This window comes from Microbacterium sp. ZW T6_19, assembly GCF_044987465.1.
Classification (GTDB): domain Bacteria; phylum Actinomycetota; class Actinomycetes; order Actinomycetales; family Microbacteriaceae; genus Microbacterium; species Microbacterium natoriense_A.
Genome location: NZ_JBJDRH010000001.1, coordinates 228,576 through 244,374, shown reverse-complemented (window position 1 = coordinate 244,374; position 15,799 = coordinate 228,576). Strand labels below are relative to the sequence as shown.

Genomic DNA, 15,799 nt, shown 5'->3' with positions numbered 1-15,799 from the left:
CTTCCCGGCGAAGCGCGACCATAACGCACACCCGGGAGAACAGTTGCTCAAGGGGGCGGGGCCCTGAGCGACCCCGACACCACCTCTACCGCTGCTGCCGCGTCACGCTCCGGGTGTCGAGAGCGAGTTCTTCGGCATCCATCGCGGCGAGCAGCTCGCGCATGACCTCTTCGTCGAGGTTTCCCGCGTCGCGCTCGGCGAGCACGATCTCGCGCCGCACCTTCAGCCATCCGCGCGACAGTGCGATGAGCTCGTCGAACGAGGGCCGGGTCACGGCGTCCTCCACCTGCTGCGCCTCGTCGGCATCCTTCTCGACCCGCGTCATCCGCTTCGCGAACGCGTCGAACAGGCCGAGGTCGACCCGCCCGTGCGTCGACTCCCACTCCACGCGCCGTGCTGCGAGGAACGCCTTGCCCGCCTCGCGGGTCTTGGCCTGCACGGCGGCGAGGGCCGCGGCATCCTCCTCGTGCTCGCTGTCGCTCGCGATGTCGAGCCTCGTGATCAGCATGGGCAGTGTCAGCCCCTGCAACAGGAGTGTTCCGACCGTGACGATGAACGCGACGACGACGATCGCGTGCGAGGCTTCAGTCCCCAGGGTCGCGAGATCGGCCGCGGCGAGAGCGGTGGCCAGCGTGACGACGCCGCGCATGCCGGCCCAGGAGATGACCGCGTTGTCCTTCCACGTGAGCTGGAGCCCCGCCATCCGCTCGCGCACGATCTGCGTCCGCAGCTCATCCGCGCTGTACTGTCGCCAGCGCCTGGACTTCTTGCGACGCTGGTCGAATACGCCGGACTCGATGCCCCGATCGACCCGGGCGAGCCGTCGCCGATCGGCGCGGTTCGCCCAGGCGTTCACCGGGAACACGTACAGCGGGCGCACCAGCAGCACCACCAGGAGCACGGCCGCCGACAGCCACAGGATCTGCGCGACCGACTCGCTCCCCAGATCGCTGAGCACGCGCGGGAACTGCAGACCGATGTACGCGAAGACGAAGCTCTCGAGCAGCAGATCGGCCGACGACCACAGCGGCTTCTCCTGCTGTCGCGTCGTGTAGTCGGTGCGCGGCGAGTTGAAGCCCACGTAGATGCCCATGGCGACGACGGCCAGCACACCTGACCCGCCCAGATGCTCGGCGATCGCGTAGGCGCCGAACGGTGCGAGCAGACCGAAGGTGCCGATCACGACGGCGTCGCCGATGCGCATGCGCAGCTGGTGCAGCCCGATGCCGAAGACGAGCCCGATCGCCACGCCGATGACCACGGCCAGCACGAACTGCCAGACGCCGTTCGGGATCGTGACTGTGGCCCCCGCCAGGATGAGCGCGAACACGCGGTACAGGGTCAGCGAGGTCGCATCGTTGATCAGGCTCTCGCCCGACAGCACGTTCATGATGCGCCGAGGCAACCCCAGCTTGCGTCCGATCGCGGCCGCCGACACGGCGTCGGGCGGGGCGACGATCGCCCCGAGCAGCAGCGCACCGGGCAATGTCAGCGACGGCAGGATCAGCCAGGCGACCAGCCCGACTGCGAGCGTCGTGAGCAGGACGAGCCAGATGCCGAGGCGCTGGATCTGCGGCAGGCTGCGCTTGAACCCGACGAACGACACGTCCAGCGCCGCCGAGTAGAGCAGCGGCGGCAGCACGAGGTTGAGCAGGACATGCCCGTCGATGTCGAGATCGGGCACGAAGGGGAGGAAGGATGCCGCGAGGGCTGCGACGGTGACGACGAGCGGCGCCGGCCAGCCGCGCCAGCGCGAGATCGCCGCGACGACGACGCTGCCGACCAGTATGTAGAAGAGCTCAGCATCCATGCCCCCACGGTACTGGGGTGCGCAGGCTCAGGGAGAGCGGCGCAGCAGCTCGACCACTTCGCCGTCGGCGACCTGGCGGAAATCGAGGTAGTGCATCCCCACCGCCATGAAGTCCTCGGGCACCTGCAGGACCACGACGTCGTCGGCATCTCCGCTTTCGATGAGCCATCGCGCGGCGTCGGGATCCGCGACCGGCACGGCCACGACGACGGATGCCGCGCCTCGCGCCCGTGCGATCGCGCACGCCGCGCGAACCGTCGCGCCGGTCGCTATGCCGTCGTCGACGAGGATGGCGGTGCGACCGCGCAGGTCGGAGATCGTGCGTCCCTCACGGAACCGGCCCGCGCGCTGCTCCACTTCGGCGCGCTCCCGGCGCTCGACGCGCTCCAGGTCGGCATCCGACACCCCAGCGGCCTCGATGACCGCCGGGTTGAGCACGCGCGCTCCTTCTTCGCCGACCGCGCCCATCGCGACCTCCTCATGCCAGGGCACGCCGAGCTTGCGCACCACCAGCACGTCGAGCGGCGCTGCGAGCGCAGCCGCGACCTCCGCGGCGACCGGCACCCCGCCGCGCGGCAGCCCGAGCACCACGGGCTCGGGCGGGGGATCCTCGGCGAGGCGGGCTCCGAGCATCCGCCCCGCCTCTCTTCGATCCCTGAACCTGTCCACGGCGTCCTCCTCCTCCGGACTACCTCGCCGCGCGGCGCGGGTCAAGACCCCGCGTCGTCGGCCTGATCCCGCAGGCTCGCGTTCTCATCTTCGAGATCGAGCACGCGACGGATGCCGGCGATGTTGATGCCTTCGTCACGAAGGTCGGTCACCCGCCTGAGGCGTGCGATGTCGTCGTCGCTGTAGCGCCGGGTACCGCCGTCGCTGCGAGCCGGCGTGAGCAGTCCTTTGGCCTCGAACAGCCGCAGACTCGCCTCCGGCAACCCGAGCAGCTGCGCGGCTACGGCGATGCCGTACACCGGGGTCTGAGAATCTCTTTCGACCATCGACAGATTTCCTTCACCGGGGGTTGCATTAGCTTGCGGACTTGATCTATAACAAATCTATAGCACGAGATGCAGATAAGTCTCGTGGAACCTCGCACGAAAGGAGACACTCATGGCACTGTCATTCGATCCGTTCAGTCAGCTCGATCGCTTCGCCGCGAGCGTGCTCGACTCCGTTCGCGCACCCCGGCTGATGCCGGTGGACCTGTTCCGCGACGGAGAGCAGTACGTCCTGCATGCCGACCTCCCAGGCGTCGATCCAGGTTCGGTCGACGTCGACCTCGACGGCTCGCAGCTGACCATCCGCGCACAGCGCACGGCGGACAACCGCGAGGGCGTGCGCTGGCTCGCACGCGAACGCGGCGCCGGTCAGTTCCTGCGGCAGTTCACGCTCGGCGAGGGCGTCGATCTCGATCGGATCAGCGCCTCGTACGAGAGCGGTGTGCTCTCGGTGATCATCCCGGTCAGCGAGCGCGCGAAGCCGCGGAAGATCGAGGTCGAATCCCGCGACCACCGACAGGCGATCGACGCCTGAGCCGACCTGGGGCGGGCCACCGGCCCGCCCCTCCCCGAGCCCGTCGACGGACTGTCCGCGACGGAGCACCCCGCACACGGAAAGGACGACCCTCATGCTGCTCTCCCCCATGCTCGATCGATTCCTCGCCGGTATGGAATATCCCGCTCTGCGAGACGATCTTCTGCGCGAAGCGGCCCGCGAAGGTCTCTGCGTCGAGGACAGGGCTCTGCTCGAGTCGCTCCCGGAGCAGAGCTACAGCGCGGCCTGGCACATCAGGTACCGGCTCGGGCGCGCGGTTCTCGCCGACGCGTTCGAGCCTCGTCAGCCGGTCGCCGCCTGACGCGCAGCGGTCACCGAGGGAGGGCGGGAATTCCCCGCCCTCCCTGGCCGTTGCGGTAGATGATGACTTCCACCTCGCTCTCCGTCCTCGACCTCGTCCCGGTGCGCACCGGGCAGACCAGCGCCGAGGCGATCTCCGCATCGCTGAGCCTCGCGCAGATCGCCGACCGGCTCGGCTACCGCCGCTACTGGTTCGCCGAGCACCACAACATGCCGGCCGTGGCATCCACGACTCCCCCTGTGCTGATCGCAGCCGCGGCGAGCCGCACCACGAGCATCCGTCTCGGCTCCGGCGGAGTCATGCTGCCCAACCATGCGCCGCTCATCGTCGCCGAGCAGTTCGCGGCGCTCGAGGCGATCGCCCCCGGCCGGATCGACCTCGGCCTCGGCCGCGCACCCGGCAGCGACCCCGTGATCACGCAACTGCTGCGCGGATCCGGAACGACCAGCGACGTCGAGCAGTTCCCCCGGCACGTGCAGGACATCGGCGCCCTCCTCGGCGGCGACGGTGCCACCGTGCGGTTCACCTCCGGTGGCGAGTACACCGTGCACGCGACGCCGGCGGCCACCGGAGCCCCCGAGATCTGGCTGCTCGGCTCGAGCGACTACTCGGCGCAGCTCGCGGCATCCGCGGGCCTGCCTTACGTCTTCGCGAACCACTTCTCGGGCCAGGGCCTCGAACGCGCTCTGGATCTGTACCGCTCCAGCTACCGCCCGAGCGAAGAGCACCCCGAGCCCCGGACGTTCCTGACAGTGAACGCGGTCGCCGCCCCGACCCAGGAGGAGGCCGAGGCCAGAGCACTGCCGCAGCTGCGGATGATGTCCCGGCTGCGCCTGAACAAACCGCTCACCCCGCTCGAGACGGTCGAAGAGGCCGTCGCCGCAGAGTCGGATGCCGCGACCGACCAGGTCGTCTCGGCGGCCCGCGAGCGGTGGTTCGTCGGCACGGGCGAGTCGGTGGCTGCAGAGGTGAACGCGTTCGCCGAGCGCTACGGCGTGGACGAGGTCATGCTCTCCCCCGTGGCCGCGTCGTACGAATCGGAACCCCGGGATTCCTCGCCGGGCCGCGCACAGACGCTGGAGCTGATCGCCGCGTCGATCTGACGACCCTCGGGCGGCGACGTGTCAACCCCTGGCCTTTCCCCGAGGAGAGGGGTAGCGTCGGGCCCGACGGAAGGGGTTCGATGATGAGCACGACGAAGACCCTGGCCCTGTGGGTCGCTTACGGCACGAACGGAGTCGTCGGGAGCATCCGCCACGACGACGGGTACACGGTGGTGATGGCGGGCTCGGATGCCGCTGTGGGCACCTACCCGAGTCTGGCGTCGGCGAAGGGAGCGTTGCACGCGCACATGACGCCGGGCAGCTCCTGGCCGATGTTCCGCGAGCACTGACGAGAGCATATTTTCGTGGGTGGTCAGATGCGCATCGGATTTTCCTGGCAGGGATGCTGATTCGACCACTCACTCGCCACGACAGCCTATCCACAGGCGCGAGTTATCCACGGTTCGCGGGAAAGCGTCAAAGTTCGGCTCACGGCCCCGCCGTCGCATCGCGCACCATGGGGCGATGCGACACCGGATCCCCCTCCCCGAGAGCCTCGGCGGCAGCTTCACTGTGCAAGACGCTCAGGAAATCGGCATCCGCCGAGGCCGCATCTCCTCGCGCGATCTCGCGCGTCCCTTTGACGCGGTTCGTGCGCGCAGGACTCCGACGACTCCGATGGAGAGAGTGCTCAGTCTCGCACCTCGCCTGCGCAGCGAACAGCGCGTCGGCGGCAGCACCGCCCTCCAGGTGTGGCGATACCCTCATCCGAATCTCTGGCTGATCGAAGACGACATCGAGATCGTCGTGCCGACGGATGCTGCGCGCCCCCGGCTCGTGGGGGTGAAGAGCACACGCCTCGCCCGCTCTCGCATCCGGGGCTGGATGCTGGACGGCATCCCCATCGTCGATCCGATCGGGGCGTTGTTCATGTGCGCGAAGGATCTCACCGAGGATCAGATCGTCGTGCTCCTCGATTCGATGATCACCACGTCCGAGAACTACCCCGATATTCGCGAGAACCGACCGATCTTCACGCCGGCCGAGATAGCGGTCAGGCTTCGCGAATGGGGACGGTTTCCCTCTTGCGGTCAAGTCCGTGACGCTCTTGCTCGGATCCGACACCATGTCGAGTCTCCGAAGGAGACGGAGACTCGCTTGCTGCTCATCGCGAGCGGGTTGCCTGAACCTGCCGTTCAGCACTCCGTATACGAGCGCGGACGCTTCGTGGCACGAGTCGACCTCGCGTATCCGGGTCTCAAGATCGCGATCGAATACGAGGGCGACGGACATCGGCGCAGCAAGTCGCAGTGGCGGCACGACATCCAGCGACAGCGCGACCTCGAAGACCTCGGCTGGATCGTGATCCGGGTCACCGAACTCGACCTCCGCCACGGCGGCGCTCCCTTGCTCCGCCGCATCCGCAACGCGATCGCGACCCGCTGATCGCGCTCGCCAGACCCTCGCGCATCCGGCCGTGGTGCGTGGTCAAGATCGCACCGCGAACCCGACGCCGAGATGCAGAAGTGACCACCCACGCAGGGCCTTCGCCAGGCGGCCGCGCATCCGCTCCCTAGGTGGCCAGAATCGCATCCCAGAGCCGACGCCGAGATGCTGAAGTGACCACCCACCAGAACGGCGAGGCGAGGACGCGACAGAGACGAGAGGGTCAGTCCTCGGGCTCGCCCGACAGGATGCCGCGCAGCCAGTCGCGCGCCTCGACGAACACGTCGTCCTCGTACCTCTCCGGGTACTGGACGATCTGCCGATCGGCACGCGGATACGACCCGAGGAAGACGACGCGGGGGCTGAAACGGCGGATGCCGAGCAGCGCGTCGGCCATGCGCTCGTGGCTCACGTGCCCGTCGGCGTCGATCACGAACCGGTAGCGGCCGAGCTCGTCGCCGATCGGGCGCGACTCGATGAGCGACAGGTTGATCCCTCGGGTCGAGAACTGCTCGAGCATCTCGAGCAGCGACCCCGGATGATCGTGGGGCAGCTCGACGATCAGAGACGTCTTGTCGGCACCCGTCGGCTCGGGCGAGCGCATCGTGCGGGTCACGAGCACGAAGCGGGTGACCGCCTGCTTGTTGTCGCCGATGTCTTCGGCGAGCACATCGACGTCGTAGTGTCGGACGATCCCCGGAGGCGCGATCGCGGCCTGGGCGGGGAGCGTGCCGTCGAGCACCCCGATGGCGGAGGCGACGTTGGACGCGGCCGGCACGTGCGAATGCTGAGGGAGATTGGCTCCCAGCCAGCCGTGGCATTGCGCATAGGCGACGGGGTGGGCGGCGATCACCTGAACGTCGGACAGCTGTGTGCCGGGCGACGCCACCAGCACGAAGTTCACCTGCACCAGGTACTCGCCGACGATGCGCAGACCCGGCAGCGTCGCGAGGGCGTCCTGTGTGGTCGAGACGCCGCCTTCGATCGAGTTCTCGATCGCGATCATGGCGGCGTACGACCGACCGGAGAGGACGTCGTCGAGCGCCTCGCCGACGTTGTGCACCGCACGCCACTCCTGGCCGCGGGCCTCGGGAACCTGGTCGAGCGCCGCTTCAGTGAACGTTCCTGCGGGTCCCAGATAGCTGTACGTGCGGCGTTCGGTCACGCGTTTCACCTTAGCCCTCTCCTCCCGATGGGCGAGACGTCGCTGGATCGGCCGCCGAGCACGTCTGCGAAGGCCGAATACCTGCGTTGCTCAGGAAACCCAACGTGCGCTTACGGCCCGGTCGGTGCAGACTGTCTGCATGACGAGCCGCGCCGGCCTCCCTGCGGAGGACACTGACCTCATCGATGTCGACGAGCTGATCGCCGCCTACTACGATCGCCAGCCGAATCCCGATGTCGCCGCCGAGCGCGTCGTGTTCGGCACGAGCGGTCATCGTGGCTCGTCGCTGTCGAACAGCTTCAACGAGAACCACATCCTCGCCACCACGCAGGCGATCGTCGACTACCGGAACGGACAGGGCATCTCGGGCCCGCTGTTCCTCGGCCGCGACACTCACGCGCTCTCGCTCCCCGCCGAGCGCAGCGCGATCGAGGTGCTCGTGGCGAACGGCGTCGACGTGCGGGGGGATGCCCGTGACGCCTGGGTGCCGACCCCCGCGCTCAGCCATGCGATCCTCACCTACAACCGCGCCCTCGCGGCCGACGCCGCCGGACGCGCAGACGGCATCGTCGTCACTCCGAGCCACAATCCCCCGCGCGACGGGGGCTTCAAGTACAATCCCCCGCACGGCGGCCCCGCGGACACCGACGCCACCGGATGGATCGCGAATCGCGCGAACGAGCTGATCGCCGCCGGTCTCGACGGCGTCAAGCGCATTCGCCATGCAGACATCGACGCCGACAAGCTCGGCAGCTACGACTTCCGCGACGCCTACGTGCGCGACCTCTCCTCGATCATCGACGTCGAGGCCATCCGCAACGCGGGTGTGCGCATCGGCGCAGACCCGCTGGGCGGAGCATCCGTCGAATACTGGGCGTTGATCTCGGAGGTCTACGACCTCGATCTCACGGTCGTGAACCCCGAGGTCGATCCGACCTGGCGCTTCATGACGCTCGATTGGGACGAGAAGATCCGTATGGACCCGTCGTCTCCGTCGGCGATGGCGTCGCTCGTCGCGAAGAAGGGCGACTTCGACGTCCTGACCGGCAACGACGCCGATGCCGACCGTCACGGCATCGTGACGCCGGATGCCGGTCTCATGAACCCCAACCACTACCTCGCCGTCGCGATCGACTATCTGTTCTCGCACCGCGCCGAGTGGCCGCGCGATGCCGCGATCGGCAAGACCTTGGTGTCGTCGATGATCATCGACCGGGTCGCGGAGTCGCTGGGCCGGCGGCTGCTCGAGGTCCCCGTGGGCTTCAAGTGGTTCGTGCCGGGGCTCCTCGACGGTTCGGTCGCGTTCGGGGGCGAGGAGTCCGCCGGCGCCTCGTTCCTGCGCAAGGACGGCTCGGTCTGGTCGACCGACAAGGACGGCATCCTGCTCTGCCTGCTCGCGGCCGAGATCATCGCCGTGACGGGCAAGAGCCCCTCGGAGCGGTACCGCGAGCTCGAAGAGGCGTTCGGCGCCTCCGCGTACCAGCGCGTCGACGCCCCGGCGACGCCGGAGCAGAAGGCGACGCTCGGCAAGCTGGCCCCGGATGCCGTCAGCGCGACGACCCTCGCGGGTGAGGCCATCACCGCCAAGCTGTCGCATGCCCCCGGCAACGGCGCTGCGATCGGCGGGCTGAAGGTGCAGACCGAGCACGCGTGGTTCGCCGCGCGCCCCTCCGGCACCGAAGACGTCTACAAGCTGTACGCCGAGAGTCTGCTCGGACCCGAGCACCTCGCCGAGGTGCAGACCGAGGCTCGCGCCGTGGTGTCCGCCGCCCTGGGCGGTTGACCCGGCTCACCGTGTCTCGTCTCGTCGCTCCTCGCTCAACGACCAGTAAGAGAGGCACCGCTCGTTGAGCGAGCGAAGCGAGACGAAACGCCCGCCTCCGACCGGGACATCGGCCGACCGCAGCTCACCGCGTTTCGTCTCGTCGCTGCGCTTCTCGCTCGACGGCCGGTCAGCGGGACTCGGCGAGAGCTGCACCGGCGACGCGCAGCCAGCGCGCGGGGTCGGCGAGGGCGGAGTCCGACGACCCCGCGAGCTCGGTGAGAGATGCGGATGCCGTGAACAGCGCGATGTCGGCATCCGCCGTGATGCGACCGGCCGCCAGCATGGCGGTGGTGTTCGACTCCGCGGCGAGCGCGGCGATGAACGAGGGAACCTTGCCGTCGCCGGACTGCCCGTCGTAGGAGCCCTCTCCGGTGATCACGACGTCGGCGTCTGCGATCGCCTCGGCGAGTCCGATCAGCGTCGCGACCTCGGCGGCGCCGGGGGCGAGCGTCGCTCCCCAGGCCACGAGCGCTCCTCCGACGCCTCCGGCCGCCCCCGTGCCGGGCAGGTCTGCATCGAGCCCGAGCAGTGCGGCCAGCCGTGCGAGCGAGCTGTCGACCGCCGGGATCTCCGCAGGCGTGAGCCCTTTCTGCGGGCCGAAGACCGGGGCTGCGCCTCGTGGTCCGGTGAGCGGGTTGGTCACGTCGGTGAGGACTCTCACGTCGGGCACTGCACGGAGCCCGCTGAGATCGACCGAGACGATGTCCGCAAGCCCTCGGGCTCCGCGTGCGACTGGCGCGCCGGCGGCGTCGAGGAACCGAGCCCCCAGAGCCGACAGCATCCCGGTGCCGCCGTCGGTCGAGGCGCTCGATCCGATGCCGACCACGACGCGCGTGACGCCGTGGTCGAGGGCGGCGACGAGCGCCTGTCCGAGACCTGTGGTGTCCGCGTCCCATGGGCGCAGTTCCCTGAGAAGCTCGATGCCGCTGGTCGACGCCAGATCGATCACGGCAGTGCCGTCGGGCAGCAGCAGCCAGGACGTCTCGACGGGCACGCCTGCCGGCCCGTCGACTGTGACCGGCATCCGCTGAGAACCCGGCACCGCCGCGGCGAACGCCGCAACCGTCCCCTCTCCACCGTCGGCCATCGGCCGATGCACGAACTCGGCGGCGGAGTCGACGGACGCCCAGCCCTCGGCGAGCGCCACGGCGGCGTCCGCCGCCGTGATCGTGCCCTTGAAGCTGTCGGGTGCCAGCACGACCCGCGTCACGACAGACCCGGAGTGCTCGCGCGCACGACGACCTCGAGGGGCAGCGGAGGCTGCGTCCAGTCGGCGTCGACGGTGGCCCGGAACGCCTGGTAGCCGACCTCGGCCAGCGGGATGCGCACGGTCGTGAGCGCGGGTGTGACGTCGATGCTGGAGGGCACGTCGTCGAAACCGCACACGGCGACGTCCGTTCCAATCTCCCGCCCGGCCTCGCGCAGCGCCGACATCGCGCCGATAGCGACGACATCGCTGATGCAGAACACGAGGGTGCCCGGCTCCACGCCCTCCGTGAGGGCCTGCGTCATGCTGGCTGCTCCCGATTCTCGACGGAAGTCGCCTCTGAGAACGCGCCCGAGCGCGCCGCCTCCACTCTCGAATCCGGCGCGGAAGCCGGCGAGACGGTCGTCGGAGGTGCGGACTCCGGATGCTGCGCCGATCGCGATCGCCGAGCGGTAGCCGAGCGCCGCCATCTGCCGGCCGAGATCCTCGGCACCCGAGCGGTTGTCGATCTCGACGTGCCGGTTCTCGACGCCGCCGGCGCCGAACGTCACGATGCGCCCGCCGAGGGCCGCGAATCCCGCGAGTTCCCGTGCGGTGTCGGACTCGGTGTCGTCGGTGCGGGATGCGGAGAGGATGAGTCCCTGCGGCCGCTGACCGCGCAGCGCTCTGATGATGCGCGCTTCGCGTTCGGGGTCGCGCTCGGTGATCGCGACCGTCACGACGAGACCGTGCTCGTCCGCACCGCGGGCGACGCCCGAGGCGATCAGGCCGAAGTAGGGGTCGGCGATGTCGGCGACGAGCAGAGCGATCACGGGCGAGGTGCCGCGCGCGGTCGCCTGCGCCGAGACGTTCGCAGTGTAACCCAGCGTCTTCGCCGCCGCCTCGACCCGTTCGCGGAACGACTCGGCGACCTTGCGCTCGGATCCGTTGAGAACGCGGGACGCGGTGGCGAGCGACACTCCTGCCTCGCGGGCGACGTCATGCAGCGTGGCTGCAGCGCCGCGCGCCGATCGGGCCTGCCGAGGCCGGGAAAGGCTTTCCGGTGAGCTCATGCTCAGAGCATACTGTCCGCCCTTCTGCCGACGCCGACGCCGACGCCTCCGAGGGCGGCGACTGTCCGTCGGCGCGAGCGTGGGAGAAAGGCCGCTGGCAACCGGTTGCCTCTCAGGCCGTCCGAGCGAGCGCCTCCCGGGTGATCTCGTGCCTCAGCGGCCTGCCCTCGATCAGCCGCTCCAGCTCATCGCAGACGAGCTGGCCCATCCCGGCACGGTCGGCACCCATGGAGCCGGCCACGTGCGGCGTGAGCTCCACGTTCTCGAGCGCCCAGAGGGGCGAGTCGGATGCCGGCGGCTCCGTCGCGGTGACATCGAGCAGTGCCGTCAGATCTCCCCGCCGCGAGAGCACGTCGATCAGCGCGGGCTCGTCGATCAGCCCGCCGCGAGCCGTGTTGATGAGGGTCGCGTCCTGCGGCATCCGCTCGAGCAGCACCGCACCGATCATCCCCGTCGTCGACGGCAGCAGCGGCGCGTGCAGGCTCACCACGTCAGAGTCCGAGAACAGCTCCTCCAGCGGGACGAGTTCCACACCGAGCTCGGCTGCTGTGTCCGCTGACGCGAAGGGGTCGGCCGCGAGCATCCGCACGCCCGTGCCGCGCAGCCGTTCGGCGACGCGTCGGCCGATCTCGCCGAGGGCCACCAGGCCGACGACGCTCCCCCGTGCACCCGAGGCGACCCGAGACGCGGCCAGTGACCGCTCGGCCAGGTACACCCGGCGAGAGGCCTGGACTCCACGTGCCGCGAGCAGGATCTGAGCCGCCGTCATCGCCGCGACCGGCTCGGCGTTCGCCGACGCCGCCGAGACCACGACGACGCCCCGCTCCCATGCGGCGTCGGTCACGATGTGCTTGACCGAGCCGGCTGCGTGCAGCACGGCTCGCAGCCGCGGCGCCCGCTCGAGCAGGGCGGCATCGATCACGGGCGCCCCCCATCCGGTGAGCAGCACCTCGGTGTCCCGCAGCGCGTCGGGCTGATCCGCCAGCTCCTGCGCGGTGAGGAACGGCCTGGCCAGGTCCGCGATACGGTCGATATCGGCCAGCACCTCGGCCGGATAGACGTCGGGTCGACGCCGCTCCTCCATCACCAGACGCACCTTTACACGTTCCATACGATCTCCTTCGAAGGCGAAACATCCGATCAATGATTGACAGTGCTCGCGTCCCTAGGTTAGATTCGCCAACGACGTCTTGCAAAGTGGCAAGCGTTTGCCAAACCCTGGAGAACCCATGCACACAAAGATGAAAGCAGCCGCCGTCCTAGGCGTCGTCACCCTCGCGCTCGCCGGCTGCACCAGTGCGGCTCCCGCCACGGGCGGCGGATCCGGCGTGAAGCAGGATGAGGATGCCGTCCTCGAGGTCTGGACCCGGACCACACCGGGCAGCGCCAGCGAGGCGGCGACCATCCGGCAGGTCGAGGCCTTCACCGAGGCCACCGGCTACAAAGCCGAGGTCACCGCGATCTTCGACGACTTCGAGACCAAGCTCGCGCAGCGCGCAGGTCAGAAGGACCTGCCCGACATCGTCCTGAACGACGTCAGCCAGCTCGGCACCATGCAGACGCAGGGCATCCTGCGCGAGATCGACCTCAAGGACGTCGAGAACTCGAAGGATCTGTCTCCGCAGGCCCTCGAGGCGGGCCAGGCCGTCGACGGAAAGACCTACGGCATCCCCTACTCCGCGCAGGCCAACGCCCTCTACATCCGCAGCGACTGGTTGCAGAAGCTGGGGCTGAAGGCGCCGACGAACTGGGACGAGATGCTCGAGGTCGCCACGGCGTTCACCCAGAACGACCCCGACGGCAACGGCCAGGCCGATACCTACGGGCTCGCGGTGCCCGGCTCGACCAAGCGCGGGTACGCCTCGTGGTACTTCTCGAACTTCCTGTGGTCTGCGGGCGGCGACTTCATCAGCGGCTCGGGTGACGAGTGGCTGCCGTCCATGAGCTCGGATGAGGCGGTCGAGGCGACCACTTGGTTCCGCGATCTGCAGTGCAAGGCGGGGGTCATCCAGCCCGGCGCTGTCAGCATGGACACCCCGCCGACGAACGAGACCTTCGAGTCGGGCGTCACCGGGATGTACGTGACCGGCCCGTACATGATGCCGCGCTTCGACAAGGTGCTCGGCGCCGACAAGTACGAGGTCGTCCCGATGCCTGAGGGCCCGAAGGACGACTCGGTGCTCGCCGAGGGCGGCACGGTCTACCTGATGGCCGGCTCCGAGAACGAGAAGGGCCAGACCGCGTTCGCAGACTGGTACATCAGCCCCGAGGCCCAGAAGTTCGGCATGGAGGGCACCGAGGCGTTCGCCATCCAGCTGCCGGTGAACGAGAAGGTCGACATCGCCGAGGTTCGCGACGACGCCCGCTGGCAGACGTTCGCCACCGCCTACAAGGAGAGCGGTCACTACGCGCCGACCATCCCGAGCTGGACTCCGGTGCGCCAGATGAGCGCCGACACGATCAACGCCCTCCTCGCCGACTGCTCTCTCGACGTCGAAGAGGAACTCACCAAGCTCGACGGCAAGCTGACGGCCGAGCTCCTCACGCAGGGAATCCTCAAGCAGTGACCATCCACGCAGCCGACGCCGCCACGGCGGCCGACGCTCCCAAGGCAGCGGCGGGGACCATCGCGTCCCCGCCGCCCGCCCGGCGGCGTCGCCGCCACCGCACGCAGGGCCAATGGTGGATCCCGTGGGCGTTCCTCATGCCCGCCCTGCTGCTGTTCCTCGTGTTCCGCTACATCCCGATGGTGCAGGCCATCCAGATGTCCGTGGAGAACGTGCGCCCGTATCTCGGCAACGAGTTCGTGGGCGCGCAGAACTACCAGGTGATCCTGTCCGACCCGGCATTCCGCGACGCGACGATCAACACCGTGATCCTCGCCGTCGGCCAGACGGTCGGATGCCTGCTGCTCGGCTTCCTCCTCGCGCTGCTGCTCGAGGGTCAGACCCGCAAGCTCTCCTTCATCCGATCCGCGGCCTTCCTGCCGGTCGTCGTTCCCATGGCGGTCGTCGCCGAGCTGTGGCGCATCATGTACTACCCGTCGGCCGACGGGTTCCTGAACAACATCATCGGCGTCGTCGGCCTCGGCCCCAGCGAGTACATCAACAGCCCGGATTCGGCCATGTGGTCGGTCATGCTGATGGGCATCTGGCGCGGCGGTCCGTACGACATGATGATCATCCTGGCCGGTCTCGCCGGCATCGACCGCGGACTCTACGAGGCCGCGACGGTCGACGGCGCGAACCGCTGGCAGCGCATCGTCCACGTGACGCTCCCCGGGCTCCGTCCGGTGTTCACGATCCTGTTCATCCTGGCCGCGATTCGCGGGTTCCGGGTGTTCACCGAGGTGTTCCTGATGACCAACGGCGGCCCGAACGGCGCCACCGAGGTCGTGATGACCCTCCTCTACAAGCTCGGCCTGGAACAGGGCAAGCTCGGAGTCGGCTCGGCCGGCGCCGTGCTGCTGTTCCTGGCGACCCTCGTGCTCACCCTGGTGGTGCAGCTGATCACCCGCAGGAAGAAGGACGCATGAGCGTCGGAACAGACACCGCTCTCGGACTCACCGAGAGCCGCACGGTCGTCGGGATCGCCGTCAAGGTCGTGATCTACGCCGTGGTCGTCGCCCTGTTCGCGGGCCCCCTGATCGCCCTGCTGTCCGGAGCGTTCAGCGAGGTCTCCGACCCGACCGACCTCAGCGTGATCCCGAACCGTCCGACTCTCGAGAACTTCGCGATCGCCTTCGACTTCGGAGTGCTCGGCTACCTCGCGAACTCGTTCTTCGTGGTGGGCTTCGGGCTGCTCCTGCAGGTGATCGTCTCGGTCCTCGCCGGCTACGCCCTGGCACGCAAGAGGTTCCGCTTCTCGGCCCTCGTCATGGTCGCGATCCTCGCCACCATGATGCTCCCCGAGGAGATCCTCGCCCTGCCGCTGTCGATCCTGCTCGCCGACCTCCCGATCCTGCACATCAACCTGATGGGAACCCTCGCCGGAATGATCGTTCCGCTGGGGGCCTGGGCGTTCTCGATCCTCGTGATGACCGAATTCATGAAGGACGTGCCGCTCGAACTCGAAGAGGCCGCCCGTATCGACGGCGCCAGCGAACTCCGGGTGTTCGCGCAGATCATCGTGCCCCTGTGCAAGCCCGCGCTGGGTGTGATCGGCGTGTTCGGCTTCACGATGATCTGGGACCAGTACCTGCTGCCCCTGCTCGTCTCGCAGTCGAGCGACACGTACACGCTTCCACTCGCTCTGCGCACGCTGCGCATCGAGCCGGAGGTCACCCCCGGTGTGGTGATGGCGGCATCGCTGCTGGCCCTCGCGCCCTCGGTGCTCGTGTTCCTGCTGTTCCAGCGCTCCTTCGCCCGCGGACTCACGTCCGGTGCGCTCAAGGGCTGAG

At 68.8% G+C, this 15,799-nt stretch carries 16 protein-coding genes; 9 read left to right on the top strand and 7 right to left on the bottom strand.

Features of this window, described 5'->3' with window-relative positions:
- Nucleotides 1-85: 85 nt before the first annotated feature.
- Genes ACI3KT_RS00960 through ACI3KT_RS00950 form a run of 3 tightly spaced genes read right to left on the bottom strand, consistent with a single transcriptional unit; the run spans nt 86 to nt 2,805 of the window.
- Complete coding sequence (locus tag ACI3KT_RS00960; RefSeq protein WP_404901922.1) at nt 86-1,810, bottom strand: cation:proton antiporter; 1,725 nt, start codon at nt 1,808-1,810, stop codon at nt 86-88.
- Between the two features lie 27 nt (nt 1,811-1,837).
- On the bottom strand, nt 1,838-2,479 hold the full coding sequence (locus ACI3KT_RS00955) for a phosphoribosyltransferase (RefSeq protein ID WP_404901921.1): 642 nt from the start codon (nt 2,477-2,479) through the stop codon (nt 1,838-1,840).
- A 41-nt stretch (nt 2,480-2,520) separates the two neighbouring features.
- Complete coding sequence (locus ACI3KT_RS00950; protein ID WP_404901920.1) at nt 2,521-2,805, bottom strand: MerR family transcriptional regulator; 285 nt, start codon at nt 2,803-2,805, stop codon at nt 2,521-2,523.
- A 112-nt stretch (nt 2,806-2,917) separates the two neighbouring features.
- Here ACI3KT_RS00950 and ACI3KT_RS00945 point away from each other — a divergent pair, with 112 nt between their 5' ends.
- The 5 genes from ACI3KT_RS00945 to ACI3KT_RS00925 all read left to right on the top strand — a co-directional run bounded on the left by ACI3KT_RS00945 (nt 2,918) and on the right by ACI3KT_RS00925 (nt 6,151).
- Nucleotides 2,918-3,340, top strand: a complete 423-nt coding sequence (locus tag ACI3KT_RS00945) for an Hsp20/alpha crystallin family protein (protein ID WP_292910998.1) — start codon at nt 2,918-2,920, stop codon at nt 3,338-3,340.
- Between the two features lie 94 nt (nt 3,341-3,434).
- The gene (locus ACI3KT_RS00940; RefSeq protein WP_404901918.1) at nt 3,435-3,662 is read left to right on the top strand and encodes a hypothetical protein; all 228 of its coding nucleotides are present in this window, start codon (nt 3,435-3,437) and stop codon (nt 3,660-3,662) included.
- Nucleotides 3,663-3,721: 59 nt separating this feature from the next.
- The gene (locus ACI3KT_RS00935) at nt 3,722-4,765 is read left to right on the top strand and encodes an LLM class flavin-dependent oxidoreductase (protein ID WP_404901917.1); all 1,044 of its coding nucleotides are present in this window, start codon (nt 3,722-3,724) and stop codon (nt 4,763-4,765) included.
- A gap of 83 nt (nt 4,766-4,848) precedes the next feature.
- Complete coding sequence (locus tag ACI3KT_RS00930) at nt 4,849-5,055, top strand: methyltransferase (protein ID WP_404901913.1); 207 nt, start codon at nt 4,849-4,851, stop codon at nt 5,053-5,055.
- A 175-nt stretch (nt 5,056-5,230) separates the two neighbouring features.
- On the top strand, nt 5,231-6,151 hold the full coding sequence (locus ACI3KT_RS00925) for an endonuclease domain-containing protein (protein WP_404901911.1): 921 nt from the start codon (nt 5,231-5,233) through the stop codon (nt 6,149-6,151).
- Nucleotides 6,152-6,374: 223 nt separating this feature from the next.
- On the opposite strand, the gene pheA is transcribed toward ACI3KT_RS00925, so the two are convergent.
- Nucleotides 6,375-7,325: a prephenate dehydratase gene (pheA, locus tag ACI3KT_RS00920; protein ID WP_292910992.1), complete on the bottom strand. Its 951-nt coding sequence runs from the start codon at nt 7,323-7,325 to the stop codon at nt 6,375-6,377.
- Between the two features lie 130 nt (nt 7,326-7,455).
- Here pheA and pgm point away from each other — a divergent pair, with 130 nt between their 5' ends.
- A complete protein-coding gene (pgm, locus tag ACI3KT_RS00915) occupies nt 7,456-9,099 on the top strand; it encodes a phosphoglucomutase (alpha-D-glucose-1,6-bisphosphate-dependent) (protein ID WP_404901909.1) in 1,644 nt (547 codons plus the stop codon).
- A gap of 169 nt (nt 9,100-9,268) precedes the next feature.
- Here the strand turns inward: pgm and ACI3KT_RS00910 are convergent, their stop codons facing one another.
- From ACI3KT_RS00910 to ACI3KT_RS00900, 3 genes are all read right to left on the bottom strand, one after another.
- Nucleotides 9,269-10,351 carry a glycerate kinase gene (locus tag ACI3KT_RS00910; RefSeq protein WP_404901907.1) on the bottom strand — a complete coding sequence of 361 codons (1,083 nt, stop codon included), beginning with the start codon at nt 10,349-10,351 and terminating at the stop codon, nt 9,269-9,271.
- Complete coding sequence (locus tag ACI3KT_RS00905) at nt 10,348-11,400, bottom strand: LacI family DNA-binding transcriptional regulator (RefSeq protein ID WP_404901905.1); 1,053 nt, start codon at nt 11,398-11,400, stop codon at nt 10,348-10,350. The genes ACI3KT_RS00910 and ACI3KT_RS00905 overlap by 4 nt, the downstream gene beginning before the upstream one ends.
- A 112-nt stretch (nt 11,401-11,512) precedes the next feature.
- Nucleotides 11,513-12,511, bottom strand: a complete 999-nt coding sequence (locus ACI3KT_RS00900; RefSeq protein WP_404901902.1) for a hydroxyacid dehydrogenase — start codon at nt 12,509-12,511, stop codon at nt 11,513-11,515.
- A 118-nt stretch (nt 12,512-12,629) separates the two neighbouring features.
- Here ACI3KT_RS00900 and ACI3KT_RS00895 point away from each other — a divergent pair, with 118 nt between their 5' ends.
- From ACI3KT_RS00895 to ACI3KT_RS00885, 3 genes are read left to right on the top strand one after another with little or no spacing between them, the layout of a single operon-like run.
- On the top strand, nt 12,630-13,967 hold the full coding sequence (locus tag ACI3KT_RS00895) for an ABC transporter substrate-binding protein (RefSeq protein WP_404901900.1): 1,338 nt from the start codon (nt 12,630-12,632) through the stop codon (nt 13,965-13,967).
- A complete protein-coding gene (locus ACI3KT_RS00890) occupies nt 13,964-14,935 on the top strand; it encodes a sugar ABC transporter permease (protein ID WP_307298962.1) in 972 nt (323 codons plus the stop codon). Before ACI3KT_RS00895 ends, ACI3KT_RS00890 begins: the two co-directional genes overlap by 4 nt.
- The gene (locus ACI3KT_RS00885; protein ID WP_292910978.1) at nt 14,932-15,798 is read left to right on the top strand and encodes a carbohydrate ABC transporter permease; all 867 of its coding nucleotides are present in this window, start codon (nt 14,932-14,934) and stop codon (nt 15,796-15,798) included. The genes ACI3KT_RS00890 and ACI3KT_RS00885 overlap by 4 nt, the downstream gene beginning before the upstream one ends.
- Nucleotide 15,799: the final 1 nt, after the last annotated feature.